Here is a 25,998-nt window from a genome sequence, read left to right on the forward strand (position 1 = left end):
GGTGTGCCGGGCCGCCGCATGTTTCGGGCTGACGTGAAATGTCGTGGATATTGCGGTGGTGCCGGCACCGCTGCTGCATGGCAACATACGGGCGGCAAGCGGCGCCGCGCCGTAGCGAAGGCGGCGTCAGGCCGCCGACCGGTAGCGGTGCGCCTGCATGCGCACGCGGGCGCGCCCGGCGGAAATCGCGCGCGGCTCGAGCACCACCGTCTCGTGATGAAACATTTCCTGTCGGAAGTGGCCGCTGTCGTCGAACCACTGGCAGATCAGCCAGTCGGCATCGTCGAACACGACCGGCCCGGCATAGGTGACGGTCATGCGCGGCCCGCCGGTTTTCAGCGTCACGACATCGCCGACGCGAAAGCCACTGCGGTGATTGTCTCGGATCGTCATCGCTCTCTCGATATTTTATATATTCATTTTTTTGCGGCCCGCCGACACGGTCGTTTTGACGGTGCCGAAGATTACCAATTCGAAAAATAATCGGCAACTCCTTGAAACGGAAAGGATTCGGTCGAGGAATCGCAACCATAGGCAGGACCGGTGCATCTGGCTGATGATCGATCGCCGGAACCGACGCGGCTTGCGCGCCGGTTCCGGTCGAAAAGCCGGAATGCGGAGAATAAACGATGCAATTCTCGCCGTCGTCGGACTTTAAATGGACGGCGCTTTCGATTGATTACTGTCAATCAGTTTTCGGCTGGAAACGTTCCCATGTTTTATTAGCGGTCATTGTGCAAACGAAACGCGCGAATTGTCCGGCGCCGCAAACCAGCGATCGAGGTCGCGCCCCGACACCGCCGCTTGCGCGAACGTGAACGTGCCGTCGCGCGCCATTTCCGTCGCGGCGCGCAGGAACGCGCCGAGCGCGGCCCGCGCCAGTGCACCGCCGACGCTGACGCGCTTCACGCCGAGCGCCGCAAGCGCATCGAGGCTCAACAACCCGCCTTGCAGCCCCATCACGACGTTGACCGGCGCGCCGACCGCGCGGGTGACCGCTGCGATGTCGTCGGCATCGGTCAGGCCCGGCGCGTACAGCACGTCGGCGCCCGCGTCGCGGTACGCGACCAGCCGCGCGATCGTATCGGCGAGGTCGCGGCGGCCGTGCAGGTAGTTTTCGCAGCGCGCGGTCAGCGTGAACGGAAACGGCAGCGCGCGCGCCGCGTCGACCGCCGCCGCGATGCGCTCGACCGCAGCGTCGTGCGGATAGATCGGCGCATCGGCACGGCCGGTCGCATCCTCGATCGAGCCGCCCACCGCGCCGGCGCCGGCCGCGAGGCGGATCGTCTCGGCAACCGTGTCGGGTGCGTCGCCGAAGCCGTTCTCGAGATCGGCGCTGACCGGCAGGCCGCCCGCGGCGACGATCTCGGCGATGTGGCCGAGCATTTCGTCACGGCCGATCGCGTTGTCGGGCCGCCCTCTCGAATACGCGAAACCGGCGCTCGTGGTGGCAAGCGATTCGAAGCCGGCCATCGCGAGCAGCCGGGCGGAACCGGCGTCCCACGGGTTCGGGATGGTGAAGGCGCCGGAGCGCGCGTGCAGCGCGCGGAAGGCTTCGGCGTGGCGGAACTGCGCGTCGGAATCGGACATCGGTGTCTCCTCGGGACTGGAGACGCCAGCATACGCGCGCGCGGCACCGCGACGGTTCGCGGTGCGGTGAAATGTCGATGTGGATGCCAGGCCCTCGCGTGTGCGGTGCTGCGGTGCTGCGGTGCGTGCTGCGTGGTCCGGCGTGGTCCGGCGTGGTCCGGCGTGGTCCGGCGTGGCACGGTGCGGCACGGTGCGGCACGGCACGGCACGGTGCGGTGCGGTGCGGTGCGGTGCGGTGCGGTGCGGTGCGGTGCGGTGCAGCGTAGTGCGGCGTGGCCCGGTGCGGCGCGCCGCCGCTCAGGAACCAAGCTTCTTCGTCAGGAAAATGCGTGCATGCCTGGCCGGACAATCCGGCAGTTCCCCGAAGCGGATATAACCGCGCTTCTCATGGAACCACCGCGCTTGGCAGTCGAACGTATCGCGCCACGCGCTCTGACAACCGCATGCCCGCTACACGACATACGCCCCCTTCGCATGCAACTCCGCTTCCGTGCGCTCGAGCGCCGCAATCGCATCGCTGCCTTCGAGCGCGAGCAACTGCGCGACCAGCGCTTCGGCCATCGCATGCGCGGCGACCAGCGACGGAAAGAACGACGGGCTGTCGTGCGTGAAGATCAGCTGTGCGTCCGCATGCAGCGCGATCGGCGACACCGCGCTGTCGGTGATTGCGACGATCTTGCTGCCCTGCGCTTTCGCCGCTTGCGCGACGCGCGTCGCCTCCGCCGAATACGGCGCGAAACTGATGATCACGGTCACGCTCTGCTTCGCGATCGTGCGCAGCTCCATCTCGAGCGAGCCGGCGACGCCGTTGAGCAGCGACACGGTCGGCCGGAACAGCCGGTAGCCGTACACGAAACCGAACGCGACCGGATAGCACGACCGGAACCCCGCGACATGCACGTGCGATGCCTTGCGGATCAGCTTCGCGGCATCCGCGAGCGTGTGCTCGTTCTGTGCGGCGGTCGCGGCGAGATTGTGCTGCTGCGCGGCAAGCAGGTCATGCGAGAGCGACGCCTTAGCGTCGGGCTTCACGAGCGAACGCGCACGCTGCGTGAGCGGCTCGGGACGCGCGCGCACGCGCGCGACGCACAGGTCGCGCAACTCGTTCCAGCCGGGGAAACCGAATTGCTGCGCGAGCCGCACGAGCGATGCGGGCTGGACCTGCGCGCGCTGCGCGACCTTGCGCATCGACGAGGTGGCGACCTCGTCGGGATGATCGAGCAGAAATGCAGCGCCCGCCTGGAATTGCGGGCTCAGTTCGGAAAATTGCGCCCGGATCCGGGACGCGAGTTCATCGAAATTGGCAGCCATCTTGGTGGGAACGGGAACCGGTCGCCCATGGTATCACCGGCCCCGCGCACACCGGTCAGCGCAGCACTTCGACGTGGTCGGCGTCGAGCTTCACGCGGCCCGACCATTTGCGCTCGAACTCGCCAGTCACCTTCACTTCGTTCTTGTCGCTGACGGGCTGGCCGGCCGCCCACAGCTTGTGGTCGATCTCGACGTGGATCGTGCCCGTCGCATCGGCGAACTCGTAATCCTCGCCGCCGACGTGCTTGACGATGCGCCCCTGCAATTGCACGTGCTGGTCGTCCTTGCCGTTCGCGAGGAGTTCCTTCACGGTGGTCGTCGTCAGCGCGGACGGTCCGGTGTACTGCGCATGGACGGCGGCCGGCAGCGTCGCGAGCGCGACCGTCAGGATTCTGGCCAGGTGTTTCATGATTGCGTTCCTCTTCTTCGATGTGGTGTCGCGCCCCGTTGAACGCGACGAGCCAAGATTACAGACCGTAAGATTAAGCAACCCTGAAGGCGCGCCGAAGCGACACGGTGCCGCATTGGACAAGTACGAAAGCGCCACCGCCCGCCGGCCGTTAAGCTCGCCCTAAGACACCTGCGCTTATCATGGGAATCCCGGGCGCCCGCGCCCGCCAACAGACACGAATCCATGCGCGTACTGCTCGTCGAGGACGATCCGCTGATCGGCAGCGGGCTCGAACAGGGCCTCAAACAGGAAGGCTTCGCGGTCGACTGGGTCAAGGACGGCGACGCCGCGTCGCTCGCGCTGCGCTCCACCGGCTACGGCCTGCTGCTGCTCGATCTCGGGCTGCCGAACCGCGACGGCCTGTCGGTGCTCGCGTCGCTGCGCCGCCGCGACGAAACCCTGCCCGCGATCATCATCACCGCGCGCGACGGCGTGCCGGACCGCATCGCCGGCCTCGACAGCGGCGCCGACGACTACCTCGTCAAGCCGTTCGTGCTCGAGGAACTGCTCGCCCGCATTCGCGCGGTCAACCGCCGCCATGCGGGGCGCGCGCAAACGACGCTCTCGATCGGCCCGCTGCGGCTCGACCCGATCAAGCACCTGGTCTGGCTCAACGACGACGAAATCACGCTGTCGCCGAAGGAATTCGTGCTGCTGCACGAACTGATGCGCGACCCCGGCGCGGTGATCTCGCGCGAGCAGTTCGAGGAACGGCTGTACAGCTGGGGCGAGGAAATCGAGAGCAACGCGGTGCAGGTGCACATCCACAACCTGCGCAAGAAGCTCGGCCACGACATGATTCGCACGGTACGCGGCGTCGGCTACCGGATCGGTGACGGCGCATGACGAACCTGCAACGCGCGATCGCGCGCTGGCGCAGCGCGTCGCTGCGGCGGCGCCTGTTGACATGGCTGCTGCCCGCCGCATGCGTGATCGGGCTGGTCGCGAGCGCGGGCACCTACTGGGGCGCGCTGCGCGAGCTCGACGATCTTCTCGACGACCAGATGCGCAGCATGTCGAAGCAGATCGTCGTCGGCCCGAACGGCGAGCTGTCGTTCCGCAACCAGGGCGACGGCAAGCACGACTTCGAGGCCGGCGATCCCGACGCCGTACTGCTGCAAGTCTGGCGCAACGGCGCGCTGGTCTATTCGACCGATCGCAAATCGACGCTGCCGCCGCCCGCGCAAACGGGCGTCGCGAGCGTCAACGTCGGCGGCCAGCCCTGGCGTACCTACGTGACCGAACGCGGCGGCACGACGATCCGGCTCGCGCAGGCCCGCCATGCGCGCTGGGAAGCGATCGCCGGCATCGCGGTGCACCTGCTGTGGCCGGTATTCTCGATGCTGCCGGTGCTCGCGATCGGGTTGTGGTTCGGCATCGGCGCGGGGTTGCGGCCGCTGCGCACGATCGCATCCGGCCTGAAGCGCAGGAATGCGAACAATCTCGAACCGGTCGACGTCGCGTCGATGCCGAACGAGGTCCGCCCGCTCGCCGAAGCGATCAACGACCTGCTCGCGCGGCTCGACCGTTCGTTCACGCTGCAGCGCCACTTCATCGCGGATGCCGCGCACGAGCTGCGCACGCCGATCATGGGGCTGTCGATCCAGTCGCAATTGCTGCGGCGCGCCGCGACGTCCGAAGAACGCGAGCAGATCCTCGCGCAGATCCACGCGGGCACGACGCGCCTCGGCCACCTCGCCGAACAGTTGCTGACGCTCGCGCGCCTCGAACCCGATGCGCAGGCGTCCGCCGCGGCATCCACGCCCGTCGATCTCGCCGCGCTGTGCCGCTCGGTCGTCGCCGACCGCACGCGCGTCGCGGATGCGCACCGGATCGACCTCGGCGCGATCGTGTCGTCGCCGGTGATGGCCGCCGGCAATATCGACACGTTGCGCGTGCTGCTGAACAACCTCGTCGACAACGCGATCCGCTACGCGGGCGACGGCGCGCGCGTCGACGTGTCCGCGCGCCTCGACGGCGCGACGCCCGTGCTCGAAGTCGCCGACGACGGCCCCGGCATTCCGGAGGCCGAGCGCACGGACGTATGGGAGCGCTTCTATCGCGGCGAAGGCGCGCAGGCGGCCACGTCGTCGGGTAGCGGGCTCGGGCTGTCGATCGTCAAGCGGATCGCCGAACAGCATCGCGCGACGGTCGCGCTCGGCACGACGCAAGGCGGGCGCGGGCTGACCGTGACGGTGCGCTTTCCCGTGCCGGCCTGACGCGCGCCCGATGTGCGGCTTTTCCACAGATTGTGTTGGCAAGCTTGTGGACAACCCACCGCTAACGGCGACAAGCCATTGATCTGAAAGGATTTGCCGGTCGTGCGCAGCGAATGCGCCAGCCCATCGCACATCGCGTACCGGTCCTTCCCCTCCCGACCCGGTACTGTCCTCCCATTACGGCGACATGCGGCCAATTTGACAACCAGTTGTCTATTGCGTAAACTGGTTGTCAATTCATCGCACATCCCGACCATGACGAAACCCGCCAAGCTGACTGCCGTCGCGCTGTCCGTCTTCCGGCTGAACGGCCTGCTGATCGAATGGGGCAATACCTTTGCCGCGCCGCACGGCCTGACCAGCGCACGCTGGCAAGTGCTGGGCGCCATCTCGATGACGCCGGAAGCCCCGAACATCCCGCAGATCGCCGGCGCCATGGGCATCACGCGGCAGGCCGTCCTGAAACAGATCAACGTGCTGACGGAAGAAGGTCTCGTGCAGCCGCTGGCGAACCCGACACACAAGCGCTCCCCGCTGTATGCGCTGACCGCGCGCGGTGCTGCGGCCTATCAGGCGGTGGTCGAGCAATGGCAACAGCATGTCCGCGACATCTCCGGTCAGTTCAGTTCGGCTGACCTCGATGCGGCGATTCGTGTTCTGTCCGCGATGTCCGATGCGCATGCGCCGAACGGACAAACGTGATCGCACCACCAACCCACTACTCACAGGAGTGCCTGATGCCTCATTTCAAACCGATGGATCCGGCCTTTCCGATCCAGCAGCAGTTCGGCATCGACGCGGCCCCCGTCGTCCTCGTCAACGTCTTCACGCTCGATCCTGCCGATGAAGCCGATTTCCTGGCCGTGTGGAAGGACGACGCCGAGTTCATGAAACGGCAGCCGGGATTCATTTCGACGCAGCTGCATCGCGCGCTCGGCGACAGTCCGACTTACTTCAATTATGCGATCTGGGAGTCGACCGACGCGTTTCGCGCGGCCTTCACGCATCCCGAGTTCGTCGCGAAGCTCTCGGCCTATCCGTCGTCCGCCGTCGCGAGCCCGCACTTGTTCCAGAAAGTCGCCGTGACGGGCATTTGTACCGCGTGAGCCCACGCACGAACCGGGGCCGCGCACGGTTTGCATGCCATGCGTGCCGCCCGATCGCGACGCGGACTTCTCCACAGAAAATGTTGGCAAGCTTGTGGATATCCTGCGCACCGCAACGCTAAGCCCTTGATCCGACAGACTTTGGCACGCGTGATGCAGACGCGCCGCGCGCCGCACCGTCATACGCGCCGGTTCGCCGCACTTCGCATCACGATGCCACGTCGGTGCCCTGCCAATACGCCACGCGATCGTCGCGTCACTTACCCACAGATTTTGTTGGCAAGCTTGTGGATATCCTGAGCAAGCATCGGCTAACCCGTTGATCGGCCAGTGATTCATGCGCCGCGTCACCGTTGCGGCACCGCGCGGGGCCGCCTGCGTGTGCGGCCGGACGATCCGGCGCGACAGCGGCACCTGCCCGCACCTTGACGCCCGCACACGCGACGCGTCACGATCACACGAGCCGCACGCGGCCACGCAGCACGAGACTTCACGCGACGGCACCGCGGGCCGGCCGTTCCGCCCGCACCGGACAACGGCACATCATTCCGAGGAAGACCATGGAACACTTCACCGCAGCGCAGTTGCTCGTCTCGCTCGTGCTCGTCGCGATCGTCGTCTATCCGTATGTCCGCATCGTTCGGCGTACCGGACATTCGGGCTGGTGGATCCTGACGATGTTCGTCCCGGTCCTGAACTTCGTGATGTTGTGGGTGTTCGCGTTCGCGCGCTGGCCCGCCGTCGACGATCGGCAGGGCTGAACATCGAACGGGCGACCGCGCAGGCTTGTCCACAGATTGTGTTGGCAAGCATGTGGATAGCCTGCGCATACCGCGATCAAGCGCTTGATCCGAAAGGCTTTGTCCGCGCCGCTTCGAATGAGGCACGCGGCAGGCAACACGCCGCTCGCGCATCGTCACGCAACGCAACGGGTTGCGTATCGTGCGCGCCATGCCGCTTGTCCACAGATTGTGTTGGCAAGCGTGTGGATAGCCTGCGCATACCACGCACAAGCGCTTGATCCGAAAGACTTTGTCGGCGCCGCCTCGAACCGTGCAGGCAGGCCGGCGCAACGCGTGCCGCATGCCATCGCGGCGTTCGTTGCGCGATGAACGCGACCGCTTGCAGCCTTGTCCACAATTTGTGTTGGCAAGGATGTGGATATCCTGAGCATGTGTGACCTAAGTCGTTGATCGCACAACGTTTCGACCGGCTGGTCACGACTGCGGCACGGCATGCATCCGCCGCTTCATCCATCCATCCATCGCACACGCCGTACCGCCCGCTCAAGCGAACGTCGCGACCGCGATGCGCGCAGCGGCTGCGATCACGTCGTCCTTCGCCTTCGCATCGGCACGCGTTTGCGTGTAGTACACGACGAGCACGATCGGCGCGCGCGACGGCAGCCAGATCACGGCCGCGTCGTTCGTCGTCCCGTAGTCGCCGGTGCCGGTCTTGTCGGCCACCTGCGACCCGGCCGGCACGCCCGCGCGAATCCGCTTGTCGCCGACCTTGTTGCCGCGCAGCCATGCGACGAGCTGCGCACGCTGCGCGCTCGGCAACGCATCGCCGAGCGTGAGCACACGCATGCTCGCGGCCATCGCAGCCGGCGTCGTCGTGTCGCGCGGGTCGCCCGGCAACGCGGTGTTCAGTTCGGTCTCCCAGCGATCGAGCCGGAACGTGTCGTCGCCGATCGAGCGCGCATACGCGGTCACCGCCGACGGCCCGCCGATCAGCTTCATCGCCAGGTTCGCGGCCGAGTTGTCGCTGTACTGGATCGCCGCCTCGCACAACTCGGCAACCGTCATCCCGGTGCCGACATGCTTGCCCGACACCGGCGAGTAGTTCACGAGATCGGACTGCCCGATCATCACGCGCTGCTGCAGCAGCCCCGGACGCTCGACGCTCTGCGCGAGCACCGCCGCTCCCAGCATCGCCTTGAACGTGCTGCAGAACGGGAAGCGCTCGCTCGCGCGATGCTGCGCGCGCCGGCCGCTCGCGGTGTCGATCGCGCACACGCCGAGACGGCCGCCCGCCGCGCGCTCGAGCGCGACAAACGACGTTGCGGACGCAACGCCCTGCCCCGCGGCAGGCGACGACGCGCACGCGGTGACGGTCAGGACGAGCGGCGCCGTCGCGGCGGCCAGCAACAGGGTTCGACGTTGCGATGAGTAGGTCATGTCGTGTCTCTCGTGGTGGAATGGATGCAGAACGGCCGGCCGGCGAGACAGCACTATCGTGACTTTACGGTTGCCTGACAAGCAACGATAATTGAGCGCTGCCAAAAGAAATTCTTATGACCAAGCTCCGCCCTCATCTTCCGCTGAATGCGTTGCGCGCGTTCGAATCGTCGGCCCGCCACCTGAACTTCACGCGCGCCGGCCTCGAGCTGAGCGTGACCCAGGCGGCCGTGAGCCAGCAGGTGCGCTCGCTCGAGGAGCGGCTCGGCTGCGCGCTGTTCACGCGGCTGCCGCGCGGCCTCGGGCTCACCGACGAAGGACGCGCGCTGCTGCCGGTGCTCAGCGATGCGTTCAGCCGGATCGAGACCGTGCTCAAGCAGTTCGAGGGCGGGCGCTTCCACGAGGTGCTGACGCTCGGCGCGGTCGGCACCTTTGCCATAGGTTGGCTAATGCCACGGTTGAAGCGCTTCGGCGACACGCACCCGTTCGTCGAGTTGCGGCTGCGGACCAACAACAACGTCGTCGACCTCGCGGCCGAGGGCCTCGATTTCGCGATCCGCTTCGGAGAAGGCAACTGGCCGGCGACGCGCAACGAGCGGCTGCTCGACGCACCGCTCACCGCGCTGTGCGCGCCGGAGATCGCGCGGCGCCTCGCGCAGCCGGCCGATCTCGCGAACGAAACGCTGCTGCGCTCGTACCGCACCGACGAATGGCTCGGCTGGTTCGACGCCGCACAACTCGAACCGTGGTCGGTCAACGGGCCCGTGTTCGATTCGTCGCGGCTGATGGTCGAGGCCGCGATGCAGGGCGCGGGCATCGCGCTCGCGCCGGCCTGCATGTTCTCGCGCGAACTACAGTTGGGCCTGCTCGCGCGGCCGCTCGACATCGACGTGCGCGCGGGCGGCTACTGGCTCACGTCGCTGAAGTCGAAGCCGCTCACGCCGGCAATGACGCTGTTTCGCGACTGGATCGTTGCGGAGGCGGCCGACGCGGCACCGGCCGAATGACGGGACCGGTTTGTCCACAGATTTTGTTGGCAAGGATGTGGATATCCTGGGTACCCGGGACCTAACCCGTTGATCGCGCACGATTTATGGAGACGGTGCACACACCGGGCAGCCGGCGCGCAAGGGGGTCGACGTATCGGCCGCCGCACGCGGGATACTCAACCATCAAGAAGCAATCACGTCAGACTTATCCACAGATTTTGTTGGCAAGCCTGTGGATATTCCGCCAATGTGACACGTAACATCCTGATACAAAAGAAGATTCAGTAGATCAGGCCCCGCAGGTCAACGACGCGGCATCGTTTGCGACCGCGCAGCACGCACTGCGCGTCCAATTCGGGGCCAGCCAGTTCTCCACAGATTATGTTGGCAAGCGTGTGGATATCCTGCGCACCAGCCGGCTAACTCATTGAGCGCACGGGGTTTTGTGTGCGCCGCACAGGATTGGGCAGCACCGGCGCAGGCCATGCGGCCAACGCCGGCACCGCCGGTTCGTCAATGCCGGTCGAGCCCGCCGCGCAATTCGCTCGCCTTGTCGCGCAGCGCCTCGTAGCCCGAGCGCGCATGTTCGGGCAGGTCGGGATCGCCGATCAGCGCGCCGAGCGTTTCGATCAGGCTGAACAGGATGCCCTTCGCCGCGCCCACCGCGATGCTCTGCGACTCGATCGACTTGTGCAAGTGGTCGACCGCCGCTTCCAGATTCTCGAGCTTCTGCTCGCCGTCGTCGGGCCGATTGTCGGTCGTCATCGTAGGTGCCTCCGCCATCGTTCAAGGGTCATGTCACGATTCTATGCCGCTGCGCGCGGACGTGGCACGACATCGCGCAACGTCCGCGCAGCCGGCTACAGCACCGCGACCACCTTCACGCGCCCTGGCTGCGCCGCCGCCGCGACCACCTGCCCGTCGACGCGCCGGAACGTCAGCGACACGGTTTCGTCGCCGACCCGCAGGTCGTCGATGCGCAGCCAGTCGACGCCTTCAGGCAGCGCCGGGCGCTCGACGCGCACCTCGTGGCGTGCCGCGTCGACGCTCACGCCGAGACACGCCTGCAGCATCATGAACGGCGCACCGGCCGCCCATGCCTGCGGCAGGCATGCGACCGGATAGGCCGTCGGCGGTTCGCCGCGCCGCCGCGGGAACCCGCAGAACAGCTCCGGCAGCCGCATCTCGAAGCTCACCGCCGCCTCGAACAGCGCGCGCAACAGGTTCACCGCGGCCGTCTTGTCGCCGTAGCGCGCAAGCCCACGCGCGATCAGCGCATTGTCGTGCGGCCACACCGAACCGTTGTGATAGGCCATCGGGTTGAAGCGCGGCTGGCCGGCCGCGAGCGTGCGGATGCCCCAGCCGGTCTGGAACAGCGCCGAGCCGAGCACGCCGGCCACCGCCGCGCCGCGCTCCGCGTCGGGCAGCCCGAACGCGAGCAGATGGCCCGCGTTCGACGCGAACACGCGGCACAGGTCGCCGTGACCGTCGAGCGCGATCCCGTAGAACTGGCCTTCCGGCATCCAGAACAACGCTTCGACCTGGTCGCGCAGCGTCTTCGCGCGCAGTGCATAGCGCGTCGCATCGGCCGCGTGGCCGCGCCGGTGCGAGCACATCGACATCGCATCGAGCGCCGCGCACGCATACGCCTGCACTTCGACGAGCGCGATCGGGCCGTCGGGGAAGCGGCCGTCCGCGTGGAACACGGAATCGTGGCTGTCCTTCCAGCCCTGGTTCGCGAGACCGCGCTCCGATGTGCGCTGGTAATCGAGCAGCCCGTAAGGATTGCGGTCGCACTTGTCGATCACCCACTGCGCGGCGCGCTCGAGCGCGGGCCACAGTTCGTCGATCAACGCATCGTCGCCGGTGTGTTCGACGTACGCGCCGGCGAGCACGATGAACAGCGGGGTCGTATCGACACCGCCGTAATACAGCGCGAACGGCACCTCGCCCGTCGCGGCCATCTCGCTGCGGCGGAACTCGTGCATGATCTTGCCGGGCTCCGCATCGCGAAACGCGGACGTCTCGCGTGCCTGATGCTCCGCGAGAAAGCGCAGCACGCCGCGCGCGAGCGACGGCTGCAGCCACAGCATCTGCAGCGACGTGATCACCGCGTCGCGGCCGAACGGCGTCGAGAACCACGGAATGCCCGCGTACGGATACGGCCCGGTGTCGAGCTGCGTCGTGAGCAGCCCGAGATCCGCGAGCGACCGGTCGAGCCACGCGTCGAACAGCGGATTGCCGGTGTTGACGCGCGCCATCGACTCGCGTCGCGAACGCATCTCGCGATGCACGCCGACCAGCGCGGTGCGCAGCGCGACACGCCCGCACCCCGGGCCTTCGCCGTCGTGCGCCGGGCCGAGCGTCGCGTCGACGGTCAGGTAGATCGACACGCACGCCTGCGCGGCGATCGTCAGCGTGTAATCGGCACGATCGACCGACAGCGTGTCGGGCGCCGGCGAGAAATGCACGGTCACGTTGCGCTCGACCTTGTCGAGGCCGTCGTAGCGCAGCCGTACCGCACCGGCGTCGACGCGCGGCGCGACCACCGTGCCGCGCTTCGGGCGCTGCGTGCCGCGCACTTCGAACATGTCCTTGAAATCCGCCGCGAACGACAGCGACAGCGGCACCTCGGCCTCGCTCGCGCCGTAGTTCGTCAGCGTCAGCGCTTCATACAGCACGTCGCCCGCGAGCACGCGCATCCGTTCGATGTGGATCACGCCCTCGGGCGTCTCGTGGCCGCCGAGCGGCGGCAGCGGGCGGTTCGTCAGGTGCGCGGTGAACGACGCGTTGTCCGCGCTCGTCGCGCCCGACAGCAGCGACGGCGCGCGGCCGCCGAAGGTCAGACGCCATGTCGACAGCACGCGCATGTCGTCGACGAACAGGCCGTCATCGCGACCGCCGATGTCGCCGAGCGCGTCGCCGACCACGAACGCGTCGCCGGATTTCAGCACGTACTGGTTGTTGCGCGCGAGCGCCTGCGGATCGGCTTCGGGCGCGATGAATGCGGGACCGGACGCTTGGGTCGGGGGGACAGGTGCGACTTGCGGCGCCTGCGTCGTGGTGGCTTCGGCATGATTCGGCATCGATGCTCCTGTGTCGAGACGCAACGCGCAGCGCGCGTCGCGTGTTTCGCACAGGATAGGCCAGAACGGGCCACGTGCGCAGCGACGAAAAAGACGCGCCCCCATGCGGCATTGCCATCGCCGCATGGGGTCGCGAACACGCATATCAGGCGTCGGTCAGAACCTCCACAGGAGGTTGCCGAGCACCGCGTTGTCGCGCACGCCGCTGCCGTACTGGCCGCTGAACGTGAGGCCGAGCGTCAGGCGCCTGGTGATGTTCGCGTCGATACCCGCTTCGAGCACCGCGCTGTCGCGAGCAATCGGCACGCCCGACACCTGGAACGACGTGCCGCCATTCGCGAACGTGAACGCCGACGACGGCCGCACGTTGCCGAACGCATGCCGCCAGCCGACCGTTCCGCGTGCGGTGAACGTGCCGCTCGCGATCGTGCCGAGCTGCGACGCGGCGCGCAGGCCGAGTGTCGAGAAACCGACGTGGGTCGTCTGGCCACCGGCCTGCAGCGCGGCCGCACCGCCGCTTTCCGTATAGCCGTCGGTATGCAGGTTCACATAGGCCAGGCCGGCGAACGGTTCGAGCGCGACCGGCCCGACCGGCAGCGCGTAGCCGACTTCGCCGAACACTTGCGCGGAATTCGCGTTGTAGCCGGCCGAATCGTGATCGGAGAAGCCCGCGAAGCCCGGATAGCGGTTGCTATTGATCCGGTACCACGTGTACGACGCGCCGCCGCGCACGCCGAGCGCACCGTACTGGGCACCGCCGTACAGCGACAGGTAGTAGCTGTTGACCGACGCGGACGAACTCTGGTCGTTGTCGAGCGAGCTGTGCGTGACGCCCGCGGCCAGGCCGGCACGCCACTTGTCGTTGAGCGCCATGTCGGCACCGGCGATGAAGCCCGTCATGCTGCGGTTGATCGTCGACGCGTTGTCGTCGCCCGCGAGCCGGCTGCGGCCGCCGAACGCCTGCCCCCAGACCACCGGCTGATAAGGCGTGCCGCCGTAGCAGCCCTCGCGCGAGCCGATCCGGCGTTCCGGCGGCAGCGTCGGGTCGGCGACGCCGGCCGTGTTGTCGCCGCACAGCGCGGTGCCGCCCGACGACAGCGCGGCGAGCGGCCCCGATCCCGGCGCGAGACCCTGGCGCACGCGATCGGTCACCGCATCGCGCACGTAGCGGCTGTCGAGCAGCAGCATGCTCTTCAGGCTCGCCTGCAGTTCGCCGTCGAGCATCCCGTAGGCCCGGCGCGCGGTGGCCGCATCGGTCGTCAGCACCGTGTCGTACAGCGTGTTGCCCGCGCCGAGCCCGCCGATCGCGGTCGCGACCGCGCGCTGGTTCGGCGTCGTCGCGACATCGGGCAGCGACGTGCCGTTCGCGACGAGCCGCAGGTACACGTGGCCCGGATCGTAGCTGAGCGTCGGCATGAGGAACGCGTAGTTCGAACTCACCTGGCTGAACGTGCCCTGCACGCCCGACGATGCGCTGAGGATCGTGTACGTCGTGCTCGGCTGGTAGCTGGCCTGGTTCGCGAGCACCTGCACGGTGCCACCGTTCAACGTGGCCGTGCCGCTCGCCGCGATGCTGCCGCTCTGCTGCGGCGTGACCGCGACCTGCAGCGTCGAGCCCGGCTGGAACGTGACGTTGCCGGCGACGTTCAACGCCGCGCCCGGCTGCGACGCGGCCGCGAACGCACCGCTCTGGACCACGACGCCGCCGACGGTGCCGATACCCGTCAGCGTCGCGCCGTTCTGCACGGTCACGGTCGACTGGCCGAGCGAACCGTCGACGGCGAGCGTGCCCGCGGCGACGGTCGTCGGACCGCTCAGCGTATTGGTGCCGGTCAGCGTCAGCTGTCCGCTGCCGGCCTGGGTCAGCGAACCGGTGCCGGACAGCACGCTCGCGAGCGTCACGTTGGCGGACTGGTTGACGATCAGTGCGCCGTTGTCGACGACATTGCCGACCACGCTGCCCGACGTGCCGCCGTTGCCGAGCTGCAGCGTGCCGCCCGACGCGATCGTCGTGCCGCCCGTGTACGTGTTGCTGCCGGTCAGCGTCTGCGTGCCGGTGCCTGCGACCGTGAGGCCGCCGGTGCCGCCGATGACCCCGCCGAATGTGCCGTTGCCGCTGCCGTTCAGCGCCAGCGCGTTCGCGCCGAGATTCACGGTGCTGCCGGCCGCCCCCGACAGCGCGCCGATCGTCTGCGCGCCCGACGCGCCGCTCACGTCGAACGTCGCGCCCGTGCCCGCGAGATGCACCGCGCCTGTCGATGCAAGGCTGCCGCCCGAACCGAGCGCGAGCGTGCTGCCGCCGTTGATCGTCGTGCCGCCCGTATACGTGTTAGCGCCCGTCAGCGTTTGCGTACCGGTACCCGCGAGCGTCACGCCGCCAGTGCCGCCGATTGCACCGCCGAACGTGCTGGTGCCGCTGCCGTTCAGTGTCAGCGCGTTCGCGCCGAGGTTCACGGTGCTGCCTGTCGCCCCCGACAGCGCGCCGAGCGTCTGCGCGCCCGACGCGCCGCTCAGGTCGAACGTCGCGCCCGTACCCGCGAGGTTCACCGTGCTGCCCGATGCGAGGCTGCCCCCCGAACCGAGCGCGAGCGTACTGCCACCGTTGATCGTCGTGCCACCGGTATACGTGTTCGCGCCCGTCAGCGTCTGCGTGCCGGTGCCCGCGAGCGTCAGGCCGCCGGTGCCGCCGATTGCACCGCCGAACGTGCCGTTGCCGCTGCCGTTCAGCGTCAGCGCATTCGCGCCGAGGTTCACGTTCGTGCCGGCCGCGCCGCTCAGCGTGCCGAGCGTCTGCGCACCCGATGCGCCGCTCAGGTCGAACGTCGCGCCCGTGCCCGCGAGGTTCACCGTGCTGCCCGATGCGAGGCTGCCGCCCGCACCGAGCGCGAGCGTGCTGCCGCCGTTGATCGTCGTGCCACCCGTGTACGTGTTCGCGCCCGTCAGCGTCTGCGTACCGGTACCCGCGACCGTCACGGCACCCGTGCCGCCGATCGTCCCGCCGAACGTGCCGTTGCCGCTGCCGTTCAGCGTCAGCGCGTTCGCACCGAGGTTCACGGTGCTGCCTGTCGCCCCCGACAGTTCGCCGATCGTCTGCGTGCCCGCTGCACCGCTCACGTCGAACGTCGCACCCGCGCCGGCCAGGTTCACCGAGCCCGTCGATGCGAGGCTGCCGCCCGCACCCAGTGCGAGCGCGCTGCCACCATTGATCGTCGTGCCGCCGGTATAGGTGTTCGCCCCCGTCAGCGTCTGCGTGCCGGTGCCCGCGAGCGTCAGGCTGCCGGTGCCGCCGATCGCACCGCCGAACGTGTCGTTGCCGCTGCCGCTCAGCGTCAGCGCATTCGCGCCGAGGTTCACGTTCGTGCCGGCCGTGCCGGTCAGTGCGCCGATCGTCTGCGCACCCGACGCACCGCCCAGGTCGAACGTCGCACCCGCGCCGGCCAGGTTCACCGAGCCCGTCGATGCGAGACTGCCGCCTGCACCCAGTGCGAGCGTGCTGCCACCGTTGATCGTCGTGCCGCCCGTGTAGGTGTTCGCACCGGACAGCGTTTGCGTGCCGGTACCCGCAAGCGTCAGGCCGCCGGTGCCGCCGATGACGCCGCTGAACGTGCCGCTGGCGATCCCGCCCAGCGTCAGCGTATTGCCGCCGAGGCTAACGTTCGTGCCGGCCACGCCCGACAACGCGCCGAGCGTCTGCCCGCCCGACGCGCCGCTCAGGTCGAGCGTCGCGCCGGCCCCCGCGAGATTCATCGCGCCGGTCGCGGCAAGGCTGCCGCCCGTGCCGATCGCGAGCGTCCCCGCGTTGATCGTCGTGCCGCCCGTGTAGGTGTTCGCACCGGTCAGCGTGGTCGTCGCCGCGCCGTCCTTCACGAGCGCGCCCGTACCGGAAATCGCACCACTCAGCCCGAGTGCGTTGCTGCCGCCGAGCGTCAACGTCGCGCCCGTGCCGAGATCGATCGCGTTGGCGACCGACAGGCTCGCATTCGTATCGAGCGTCGCCGCGCCGCCGACCGTCACCGTGCCGGTACCCAGCGCCGCGTTGTTGCCGAGCACCACGGCACCGCTGTTCAGGTTCGTGCCGCCCGTATAGGTATTCGCGCCGTTCAGCGTCTGCGTGCCGGTGCCCGCGAGCGTCAGGCTGCCGGTGCCGTCGATGACCCCGCCGAACGTGCCGCTTGCCGTCCCGCCCAGCGTCAGCGCGTTGCCGCCCAGACTGATGTTCGTCCCCGCGACGCCGGACAGCGCGCCGAGCGTCTGCGCACCCGACGCAGCGCTCAGGTCGAGCGTCGCGCCGGCTCCCGCGAGATTCATCGTGCCGGTCGCGGCAAGGCTGCCGCCCGCGCCGATCGCCAGTGTCCCCGCGTTGATCGTCGTGCCGCCCGTATAGGTGTTCGTGCCCGTCAGCGTCGTGGTGGCCGCACCGTCCTTCACGAGCGCCCCCGTACCGGAGATCGCACCACTCAACCCGAGTGCGTTGCTGCCGCCGAGCGTGAGCGTCGCGCCCGTGCCGAGATCGATCGCATTGGCGACCGACAGGCTCGCATTCGTATCGAGCGTCGCCGCGCCGCCGACGGTCAGCGTGCCGGTGCCGAGTGCCCCATTGTTGCCGAGGACGAGGCTGCCGCTGTTCAGGTTCGTGCCGCCCGTATAGGTATTCGCGCCGTTCAGCGTCTGCGTGCCGGTGCCCGCGAGCGTCAGGCTGCCGGTGCCGTCGATGACCCCGCCGAACGTGCCGCTTGCCGCCCCGCCCAGCGTCAGCGCGCTGGCGCCAAGGGTCACGTTCGTGCCGGCCCCGCCCGACAGCGCGCCGATCGACTGTGCTCCGCCTGCGCTGATGTCGAGCGTGGCGCCCGGATTGACCAGGTTCACCGTCCCCGTGGACGACAGGCTGCCGCCCGCGCCGATCGCGAGCGTCCCGGCGTTGATCGTCGTGCCGCCCGTGTACGTGTTCGCACCCGTCAGCGTCGTGGTCGCCGCGCCGTCCTTCACGAGCGCACCGGTACCGGAGATCACGCCGCTCAGCCCGAGTGCATTGCTGCCGCCGAGCGTGAGCGTCGCGCTCGTACCGAGATCGATCGCGTTGCCGACCGACAGGTTCGTGGTCGTATCGAGCGTCGCCGCGCCGCCGACCGTCAGTGCCCCCGTGCCGAGCGCCGCACCGTTGCCCAGCACGAGGCCGCCCGCATTCAGCGTCGTGCCACCCGAGTAGGTGTTCGCGCCGGACAGCGTCAGCGTCGCCGCACCATCCTTCACGAGTCCGCCCGCGCCGGCGATCGTGCCGCCCAGCCCGAGATCGGTGCTGCCGGCGAGCGTGAGCGTCGTGCCGGTGGCGACGTTGATGTCGTTCGCGAGCGCCACGTTGGTGGTCGTATCGAGCGTCGACGAACCGTTGACGTTGACCGCGCCGAAACCCAGCGCCGTGTTGCTGCCGACGACGACGTTGCTGCTGTTCAGGTTCGTGCCGCCCGTATAGGTATTCGTGCCGGTCAGCGCCTGCGTGCCTGTGCCGGACAGCGTCAAGCCGCCCGTGCCGCCGATCGTGCCGCCGTAGGTCGTATTGCCGCTGCCGTCGAGCGTCAGCGCATTCGCGCCGAGGTTCACGTTCGTGCCCGCCGCGCCGGCCAGCGAACCGATCGTCTGCGCCCCCGTCGTACCGCTCAGGTCGAACGTCGCGCCCGCACCGGCGAGGTTGACGGTGCCCGTGGACGAGAGGCTGCCGCCCGCACCCAGCGCCAGCGTGCCGCTGTTGATCGTCGTGTCGCCCGTATACGTGTTCGCGCCGGTCAGCGTCGTGGTTGCCGCGCCGTTCTTCACGAGGCCGCCGGTGCCGCTGATCGTGCCGGCCAGGCCGAGATCGTTGCTGCCGCCGAGCGTCAGTGTCGCGCCCGTGGCGAGATTAACTGCGTTGCCGAGCGTCACGTTCGTGCTCGTGTCGAGCGTCGCCGACGCGTTGACGTTCAGCGCGCCCGAGCCGAGCGCCCCGTTGTTGCCGACCACGAGACCGCCGGCGTTCAGGTTCGTGCCGCCCGTGTAGGTGTTCGCGCCCGACAGCGTCAGCGTACCGCCGTCGTTCTTCGTCAGCGCGCCGCCGCCCGTCACCGTGCCCGACAGCGTGAGCCCGGTCGCGCCCTGCACCGTCAACCCGCCCGCGCCGAGATCCACGTTGTTGCTGACGTCGAGCCCGGCGGCACCCGCCTGCAGCGCACCGCCGGTGGCCGTGATCGTGCCCGTGCCGAGCGACGCGTTGTCGCCGATGATCGCGACGCCGCCCGACAGCGTCGCGTCCTGCGCGGACGATGCGCCATTGATCGTCCAGTTGCCGCTCGTGACGTCCAGGTGATTGAAGTTGATGTAGTTGTTGACCGCGATGGTGCCGTTTGCCGACGCGCCTTGCTGCAGCACCAGCGTGTTGTTGCCGCCGGCGCCGCCGTCGACGGTGCCGGTTGCCGCGACGCCGAGCGTGACCGGGCCGACCGTGATGTTGAACGCGCCGCCCGTGCCGCCCGCCGTGTTGACCGACGAGCCCGTCACGGCATTGAACGTGTTGGTGCTGTTCGCGCCCATCGACACGCTGCCGTTGATCGTGCCCGAGTTGGTAAAGGTATTGCCCTGCCCGGGCGTGCCGTTCGAACCGAGCGATACGCGGCCGGTGATCGTCCCGCTGTTCGACATGTTGACCTGGCCGCCGCCGTATGCGGCGACCACGGGCGCGTCCGCGCCGACCAGCGTTGCGCCGACCAGCGGGGTGGAGCCGATCGAACCGGTGTTCGTGATGTTGGAGACGCCGCCCGTGCCGTTCTGGACCGACAGCGCCATACCCGTCACGCCACTGATCGCGACACCGGTCGAGCCGTTCATCGTGCCGTTGTTGGTCACGGTCGTGGTGCTCGCCGCCGCGTTGCCGACCACCGTGCCGCTCGACAGCACGCCGAGGCCGCTGCCGAGCACGGTCGGATCGATGGTGCCGTTGTTGGTCAGCGTGACATTGCTGCCGGTCAGCGACATCGCGGTGCCGCCGACGCCGAGCAGCACGCCGACGCTCGCGCCGGGATTGACCGTGACGTTCAGGTTGTTGGCGCTGTTCGAATAGCTGGGCGCCAGCGGATTCGCGACACCCGAACAGGTCACCGTGGTGCCTGCCGCCGAGCAGAATGCGTACGCGGGAACGATGCCCGCGCCGGACAACGCAAGGAAAACGCCGGTCGGCAACAGGAATCTCGGAAACGACTCTCCACTCTTCTTCGAATGCGCGATATTCATCCTTCCCCCTCGGCATCGGCATGACCGCTGAATCGCGCGACGACTGCGGAAAATCCGGGGCAAAAGCGTGCCCTCCGGCGGTCGCGGTACGACGTCGGTTTATTCGTGAATGAACTACGAGTTAATCGATTCTCGTTTGCGAATGAAAAACTAGCCGGATGACACAACCCTGGCCCCTTATTATTTATGCAGTGATTTTCTGGTTGATTTGATTACCGCCCGCCTTTTGTCAGACAAGGCTAGTTCAAAAGAAGATGGTTTTCCAGTCGATATTCAGCGATTGGAGCCACGCCTGTGTGGTGCGTATTTTTTACTTGATTTTGTGCACCCACAATCGAATCCCGGGATATTCCGGTAATTTCGCGCGATTTCCGGAAAAGGTATCCGAGACTTGCGATCAGTGAAAACACCGATACTTCCACGGGGTCGACAGCAAGATTTGCGTTGCGCGATATGTGCAGGATCACGCCGCTGGCGCAGATAATCGCAGAACGTTTTGATGCGCCGCTCAGGAGCGGAGCATTTTCAAGATCCTGCAGATCACTTTCAAATCCGGCTGCGCCTGAAACCTGCAATCCCGATCGTCGCCATTTATTTGGCGACGACGGTACCGATCCCATCAACGGAGTGGCGCACTTGATGCAGCCTGAAACGGCGAGAAAATCCGAAGCGGGAAAGGATGCGGCATAGATAATCGAAACCCGGCCCGCGTGCGGCAGAAATCGGATAGGCAGCGGATGTTCGCGCGCACTTGCATGTCCAGATCTCGAGATCGAGATCGACATGACGTGCCAAGCGTATCCGGAGACATCGGACGACGTTCGGCATGCTGGAGGGTCGGGGTTCGAAAGACTTTCAAGGAACGTCAACGGGCCGGCGCGGCCGGCGTCAATCCACCGGACACATCGAAAGCCGCCCCATCGCCTCCCCGGCGCCGCGCACCGCGCAGGTGGCAGGCTCGTCGGCAATCCACGCGCTCAGCCCGGTCTCGTCGCGCAGCAGGCGTCCGAGATCTGCGAGCAATGCGCCGCCGCCCGTCAGCACCACGCCGCGCTCGTGCGTATAAATCCGCGTACTCGCTGTTCCAGGGTCGATCGCAACGGGTTGCGCAAACAACTTTCCGAACAGCGGTGTCGACATAGTTAGCTTTTTTGAACAAACCGGCCGGAGCGGCCAGGCCGCAACCCCGCGGCGCGCCTTTGCCGCCCGATCACGGACTTGGCGGCAAATCGTTCCGATGCTTTAGGTAATCCCGATGATTTTTTGCGAAGAAATTTCCGAAAACGCGTTCCGGCACGCGGGCGGCTACGCATCGCCCTCTCGCGTTGCGCTTGTAAAACACGGTAATCTCTCGGTCTTGCCTGCTCCCGGCAGGCGTTCGACGCCCGATCACGCCAGGTATTCCACCATGACAGCGACCGCTTCTCTCCGCTGGCCAGGGGTGCGCCAGCTCGGCACAACGCTCGTTGCGCTCTGGTGCTGCGCCGTTGCCGCGCAGCCCTTGCCGGCCGCCGACACCGTTACCCGCACCGCAACGACGTCCGCTGCCGCCGCACCGGCGGCACCCGCCACGACGGCTGCCGCCCCCGCCGCCACGCCCGTGCCGACCTGCAACGCCGACGGCGGTCCGGCCGGCCGGCCGTCGATCGGCCTCGTGCTGTCCGGCGGCGGCGCCCGCGGGTACGCGCACCTGGGTGTGCTGAAAGTGCTCGAGGAGAACCGCATCCCGATCGACTGCATCGCCAGCACCAGCATGGGCGCGGTGGTCGGTGGCCTGTATGCGAGCGGGATGGCCGCCGACGAGATGCAAAAGCGGCTGTCGGAGGTGAACCTGGCCGACATCGCGTTCGACGTGACGGATCGCGCGGACCTGCCGCAAAGCAGCCGCGAGGACGAGCGCCTGTACATCAACAGCCTGACGCTCGGCTTCGGCAAGAAGGGCGTGAAGGCGCCGGTCGGCCTCGTACAGGGCAACCGGCTGCAGGCGCTGCTCGCGAACTGGACGGCCGCCGTGCCGACCAACCAGCCGTTCGACCAACTGCCGATCCCGTATCGCGCGGTCGCGACCGACCTGCAGACGGGCCAGATGGTCGTGCTGGACCACGGCTCGCTGCCGCTCGCGATCCGCGCGAGCATGGCGATGCCCGGCCTGTTCGCGCCGGCCGAGATCAACGGCCGCGCGCTCGTCGACGGCGGGCTCGTCAGCAACCTGCCGGTCGATACCGCGCGGCAGATGGGCGCGAAGGTCGTGATCGCTGTCGACATCGGCTCGCCGCTGCGTCCGCTCGACGCGCTCGCGTCGCCGGCCGACGTGATGCAGCAGATGGTCGGCATCCTGATCCGCCAGAACGTGACGTCCCAGCGCAAGCAACTCGCCGCGAAGGACGTACTGCTCACGCCCGACCTCGGCGCGCTCGCGTTCACCGATTTCCAGAATGCGAAGCAGGCGATCGCCGCCGGCGCGGCCGCCGCGACCGCGGCGCTGCCGCGGCTCAAGCGCTTCGCGCTCACGCCGGAACAGTACGCGGCCTACCGGTCCGCGCATGCGCAGCCGCTGCCGCCGCCGATCCGCATCACGCGGATCGAGATCAAGACGACCGGCGGCGTGCCCAAGCGTGTCGTCCGCGACGCGCTGCACGTAAGGCCGGGCGACACCTACGATCCGGCGACCGTCAGCCAGGACCTGCTCGGGCTGACGACCGGCGGCAACTTCGAGAGCGTGACGCAGCAGATCGTGAGCCACGGCGACGAGAACGTGCTCGAGATCGATGCGCGCGAGAAATACTGGGGGCCGAATTTCCTGCTGTTCGGCGTCGGCATGTCGAGCAGTTCGACCGACGAGGGCGGCTTCCGCCTGCACGTCGGCTACCGGCGGCCGTGGCTCACCGAATCGGGCCTCGAATTCCGCGCGGATACGACGATCGGCAGCGACCTGCAGTCGGCGCGCGTCGAATTGCGCCAGCCGTTGCCGGCCGCATACGGTTTGTACATTTCGCCCTATGCGGAATATCAGCGCCGCTACGTGAACCTGTACGACAACAGCGGCGAGGTGAAGCTGAACCAGTACTTGATGCAGACGGCGCGCACCGGGCTCGACTTCGGCCTGCCGATCTCGCGACTCGGCGACTTCCGGATGGGTATCGGCTACGCGACCGGGCACGGCTCGCCGAACTACAACCTGCCGTTCCCGTTCGACGACGGCAGCTCGACGCTGATCTGGCCGAGCTTCACGTCGCAGGCGCTGACCGCGCGTGCGCGGCTCGTCATCGATCAGCTCGACGATCCGATGTTCCCGCGCCGCGGCTACTACGGTGAATTCCGTGTCGAACGCTCGCTGTGGTCGCACAACAGCCAGTCCGCGGAGGACCTCGCCGATACGTCCAACTCGCCTTACACCGAGCTCTACGGCAAGGCGATGATCGCGCAGCAGTTCGGCCGGCACAGCGTCAGTGCAACGATCGAGGGCGGCAAGAGCATCGGCGGCACCAACCTGATCAACGCGTTCAACTTCACGCTCGGCGGGTTCCAGCATCTGGCCGCGTATGCGGCCGACCAGCTGACCGGCAACGAACTCGCGTACGGCAACGTGACCTACATGAACCAGCTGATGACGTTCAACGCGTCCCCGATCAAGGCGCTGTCGGTCGGTGCCAGCGCGGAAGTCGGCAACGTATGGACGAGCGGCGTGAAGGTCGGCGGCGGCACGCTCAAGCAGAGCTATACGTTCTTCACGAGCCTGACGACCGCGTTCGGTCCGTTGTACATGGGCGTCGCGCTCGCGCCGGGCGGGCGGCGCAACATCTACCTGCAGCTCGGCCGCACGTATTGACCTCGGCGTGCGGCGGTCGCCGCGGCGCGGCGACCGCGCTGCCCGGTTGCGCCGGACAGGCGCTCAGATCGGCCAGCTGATCTCGAATCGCGCGCCGCCGAGCTCGACCGGATCGACGACCGCGATCCGGCCGTTGTGCGCGTGGAGCACCTGCCGCGTGATCGCGAGGCCGAGCCCGTAGCCGCCGGTGCGGCGGTCGAGGCGCACGAACGCGTCGAAGATCCGCTCGCGTTCGTCTTCCGGTACGCCCGGGCCATCGTCCTCGACGAAGATCGCGATGTTGCCGTGCTCGATCGCGATCCCGACGACGATCTGCGACTTCGCATACTTGCTCGCATTGCGCAGCAGGTTGCGCATCGCGTACGACATCAGCCGCCGGTCCATCTTCACGCGCAGGTCCGACGCGATCGCGATGCGCGACGCGATCGCGCGCTCCGGATACAGCAGCTGCGCATCGCTGACCTGATGCTCGAACCATGCGACGGGCGCGGTCGGCTCGAGGCTCGACTGCAGTGAACTGTATTCGAGCCGCGCATACGTGAGGCTCATGTCGATCAGCTCCTCGAGCTCGGTCACGTCCTGCGCGATGCTCTCCAGCGCACCGTGATATTCGGCGGCCGAGCCCGGTTCACGCAGCATCTCGAGCGCGAAGCGCACGCGCGCAAGCGGCGTGCGCAGCTCGTGCGAGATCCCGTTCGTCAGGTCGCGCTGCGCGGCGATCAGCCGCTCCATGCGCATCGCGAGCGCATTCAGCGTGCGCGCGAGCGGGCCGATGATCACGCTGTGCGACTCCCGCGCACGCGTGTTGAAGCGCCCGCCGGTGAAGTCGATCGCGCGCTCGCGCACCATCACGAGATCGGACCAGACCGGCCGCATCCATCGATATGCAGCGAGCGCGGGCGCGGTGAACACGAACGCGAGCACGATCCAGATATCGCCCGGCAGCGCGTCGAACGCGTGCCACACGACTTCCGGCGACAACACGACGCACAGCGCGAGCGCCGGCACGAGCGCGGTCAACAGTACGAGGCCGAGCAGGTGCAGGTAGGTACGCACGTACAGGCGCGACCAGCTCGGAATGCGGTCGGCGCGCGTGTCGGTCCACGCGCGGCGGAAATGCAGCCAGCGCCATTTGACGTAGCGCGGCGGCGAGAGCGGCGGTGCATCGGGGTGCGAAGGGGTACGTCGGATCATCGCGGCTTCCGGCTATCGTTCGATGCGGGGATCCAGCGGCCGACGGCGTCGCGCCGAGGCGGCGTCATTCCCACGCATGCTTGCTGAACTGGTAACCCTTGCTGCGGATCGTCTTGATCCGCTGCGGGTTGCCCGCATCGTCGTGCAGCTTGCGGCGCAGCTTCGAGATGCGCCCGTCGATCGTGCGGTCGAGGCCGTCGAATTCGACGCCGCGCAGTTGCAGCATCAGGTCGTCGCGGCTGACCACCTCCCCTGCATGGCACACCAGCACCCACAGCAGGTCGAACTCCGCCGACGTGAGATCGGGCGAGCCGCCGCCGGGCAGTACGACCGAGCGGTCGGTGCGGTCGATCGAGAACTGGCCGAACGTGTAGCGCTCCGGCTGCGACGCGGCGCCTTCGGCCGCGCGCGCGGGCGCGCGCCGCAACTGCGCCTTGATCCGCGCGAGCAGGATGCGCGGCTCGACCGGCTTGTGCACGTAGTCGTCGGCGCCGAATTCGAGGCCGAGCAGCTCGTCGAACGGCTCGTCGCGCGCCGTCACCATGATGATCACGCCGTCGTACGCCTTGCGTGCCTCGCGGCAGATCTCGAAGCCGTCCTTGCCCGGCAGGTTCACGTCGAGAATGACGAGATCCGGGCGCATGGACAGGATCGCCGGCACGGCGGCGTCACCATGCAGCACAGTGTCGACTTCATAGTCGTTCTTGCGCAGGTAGCCGGCGATCAGCGTGGACAGGCGGGTATCGTCTTCGACGAGCAGGATGCGAAAAGACATGGGCAACGGTC

At 67.8% G+C, this 25,998-nt stretch carries 18 protein-coding genes and 1 pseudogene; 7 read left to right on the forward strand and 12 right to left on the reverse strand.

Features of this window, described 5'->3' with window-relative positions; genetic code table 11:
- Window positions 1-126: 126 nt before the first annotated feature.
- The 4 genes from AC1Z3W_RS13110 to AC1Z3W_RS13125 all read right to left on the reverse strand — a co-directional run bounded on the left by AC1Z3W_RS13110 (window position 127) and on the right by AC1Z3W_RS13125 (window position 3,310).
- Window positions 127-393, reverse strand: coding sequence for a YodC family protein (locus AC1Z3W_RS13110; protein ID WP_057929437.1), 267 nt, complete (start codon window positions 391-393; stop codon window positions 127-129).
- 336 nt (window positions 394-729) lie between these two features.
- Window positions 730-1,590, reverse strand: a complete 861-nt coding sequence (locus tag AC1Z3W_RS13115) for an isocitrate lyase/PEP mutase family protein (RefSeq protein WP_483507721.1) — start codon at window positions 1,588-1,590, stop codon at window positions 730-732.
- A 450-nt stretch (window positions 1,591-2,040) separates the two neighbouring features.
- Entirely contained in the window at window positions 2,041-2,901 is an 861-nt protein-coding gene (locus AC1Z3W_RS13120; protein WP_057929439.1) for a MurR/RpiR family transcriptional regulator, read from the reverse strand.
- A 55-nt stretch (window positions 2,902-2,956) separates the two neighbouring features.
- Window positions 2,957-3,310, reverse strand: coding sequence for a NirD/YgiW/YdeI family stress tolerance protein (locus tag AC1Z3W_RS13125; protein WP_124834695.1), 354 nt, complete (start codon window positions 3,308-3,310; stop codon window positions 2,957-2,959).
- A gap of 225 nt (window positions 3,311-3,535) precedes the next feature.
- Here AC1Z3W_RS13125 and AC1Z3W_RS13130 point away from each other — a divergent pair, with 225 nt between their 5' ends.
- From AC1Z3W_RS13130 to AC1Z3W_RS13150, 5 genes are all read left to right on the forward strand, one after another.
- Window positions 3,536-4,198 (forward strand): response regulator, encoded by a 663-nt coding sequence (locus AC1Z3W_RS13130; protein ID WP_057929441.1) that lies wholly within the window; start codon window positions 3,536-3,538, stop codon window positions 4,196-4,198.
- Entirely contained in the window at window positions 4,195-5,571 is a 1,377-nt protein-coding gene (locus tag AC1Z3W_RS13135; RefSeq protein ID WP_057929442.1) for an ATP-binding protein, read from the forward strand. Before AC1Z3W_RS13130 ends, AC1Z3W_RS13135 begins: the two co-directional genes overlap by 4 nt.
- 255 nt (window positions 5,572-5,826) lie before the next feature.
- Window positions 5,827-6,273 carry a MarR family winged helix-turn-helix transcriptional regulator gene (locus AC1Z3W_RS13140; protein ID WP_175825735.1) on the forward strand — a complete coding sequence of 149 codons (447 nt, stop codon included), beginning with the start codon at window positions 5,827-5,829 and terminating at the stop codon, window positions 6,271-6,273.
- 35 nt (window positions 6,274-6,308) lie between these two features.
- Window positions 6,309-6,677 (forward strand): antibiotic biosynthesis monooxygenase family protein, encoded by a 369-nt coding sequence (locus AC1Z3W_RS13145; protein ID WP_057929444.1) that lies wholly within the window; start codon window positions 6,309-6,311, stop codon window positions 6,675-6,677.
- Window positions 6,678-7,237: 560 nt separating this feature from the next.
- A complete protein-coding gene (locus AC1Z3W_RS13150) occupies window positions 7,238-7,438 on the forward strand; it encodes a DUF805 domain-containing protein (protein ID WP_057929445.1) in 201 nt (66 codons plus the stop codon).
- 525 nt (window positions 7,439-7,963) lie between these two features.
- Here the strand turns inward: AC1Z3W_RS13150 and blaPEN-bcc are convergent.
- Window positions 7,964-8,857, reverse strand: a complete 894-nt coding sequence (gene blaPEN-bcc, locus AC1Z3W_RS13155; RefSeq protein ID WP_483507722.1) for a PEN family class A beta-lactamase, Bcc-type — start codon at window positions 8,855-8,857, stop codon at window positions 7,964-7,966.
- A gap of 116 nt (window positions 8,858-8,973) precedes the next feature.
- Between blaPEN-bcc and penR the strand changes: the two genes are divergently transcribed.
- Entirely contained in the window at window positions 8,974-9,864 is an 891-nt protein-coding gene (penR, locus tag AC1Z3W_RS13160) for a beta-lactamase transcriptional regulator PenR (protein WP_057929447.1), read from the forward strand.
- Between the two features lie 495 nt (window positions 9,865-10,359).
- Here the strand turns inward: penR and AC1Z3W_RS13165 are convergent, their stop codons facing one another.
- From AC1Z3W_RS13165 to AC1Z3W_RS13185, 5 genes and pseudogenes are all read right to left on the reverse strand, one after another.
- Window positions 10,360-10,611 (reverse strand): hypothetical protein, encoded by a 252-nt coding sequence (locus AC1Z3W_RS13165; protein WP_034180596.1) that lies wholly within the window; start codon window positions 10,609-10,611, stop codon window positions 10,360-10,362.
- A 95-nt stretch (window positions 10,612-10,706) separates the two neighbouring features.
- Complete coding sequence (locus tag AC1Z3W_RS13170; RefSeq protein WP_483507723.1) at window positions 10,707-12,932, reverse strand: amylo-alpha-1,6-glucosidase; 2,226 nt, start codon at window positions 12,930-12,932, stop codon at window positions 10,707-10,709.
- A gap of 156 nt (window positions 12,933-13,088) precedes the next feature.
- The gene (locus AC1Z3W_RS13175) at window positions 13,089-20,189 is read right to left on the reverse strand and encodes an autotransporter-associated beta strand repeat-containing protein (RefSeq protein ID WP_483507724.1); all 7,101 of its coding nucleotides are present in this window, start codon (window positions 20,187-20,189) and stop codon (window positions 13,089-13,091) included.
- A gap of 239 nt (window positions 20,190-20,428) precedes the next feature.
- On the reverse strand, window positions 20,429-20,974 hold the full coding sequence (locus AC1Z3W_RS13180; RefSeq protein ID WP_124834698.1) for a hypothetical protein: 546 nt from the start codon (window positions 20,972-20,974) through the stop codon (window positions 20,429-20,431).
- A gap of 103 nt (window positions 20,975-21,077) precedes the next feature.
- Window positions 21,078-21,245, reverse strand: a pseudogene (locus AC1Z3W_RS13185) (rod shape-determining protein); the annotation flags it as partial.
- Window positions 21,246-21,597: 352 nt separating this feature from the next.
- Between AC1Z3W_RS13185 and AC1Z3W_RS13190 the strand changes: the two are divergent.
- Window positions 21,598-24,018, forward strand: coding sequence for a patatin-like phospholipase family protein (locus tag AC1Z3W_RS13190; RefSeq protein WP_483507725.1), 2,421 nt, complete (start codon window positions 21,598-21,600; stop codon window positions 24,016-24,018).
- A 63-nt stretch (window positions 24,019-24,081) separates the two neighbouring features.
- Here the strand turns inward: AC1Z3W_RS13190 and AC1Z3W_RS13195 are convergent, their stop codons facing one another.
- A complete protein-coding gene (locus tag AC1Z3W_RS13195) occupies window positions 24,082-25,212 on the reverse strand; it encodes an ATP-binding protein (RefSeq protein ID WP_483507726.1) in 1,131 nt (376 codons plus the stop codon).
- A gap of 64 nt (window positions 25,213-25,276) precedes the next feature.
- Entirely contained in the window at window positions 25,277-25,987 is a 711-nt protein-coding gene (locus tag AC1Z3W_RS13200; RefSeq protein WP_057929452.1) for a response regulator, read from the reverse strand.
- Between the last annotated feature and the right edge of the window lie 11 nt (window positions 25,988-25,998).

Source organism: Burkholderia sp. 10_S31 (assembly GCF_056930375.1).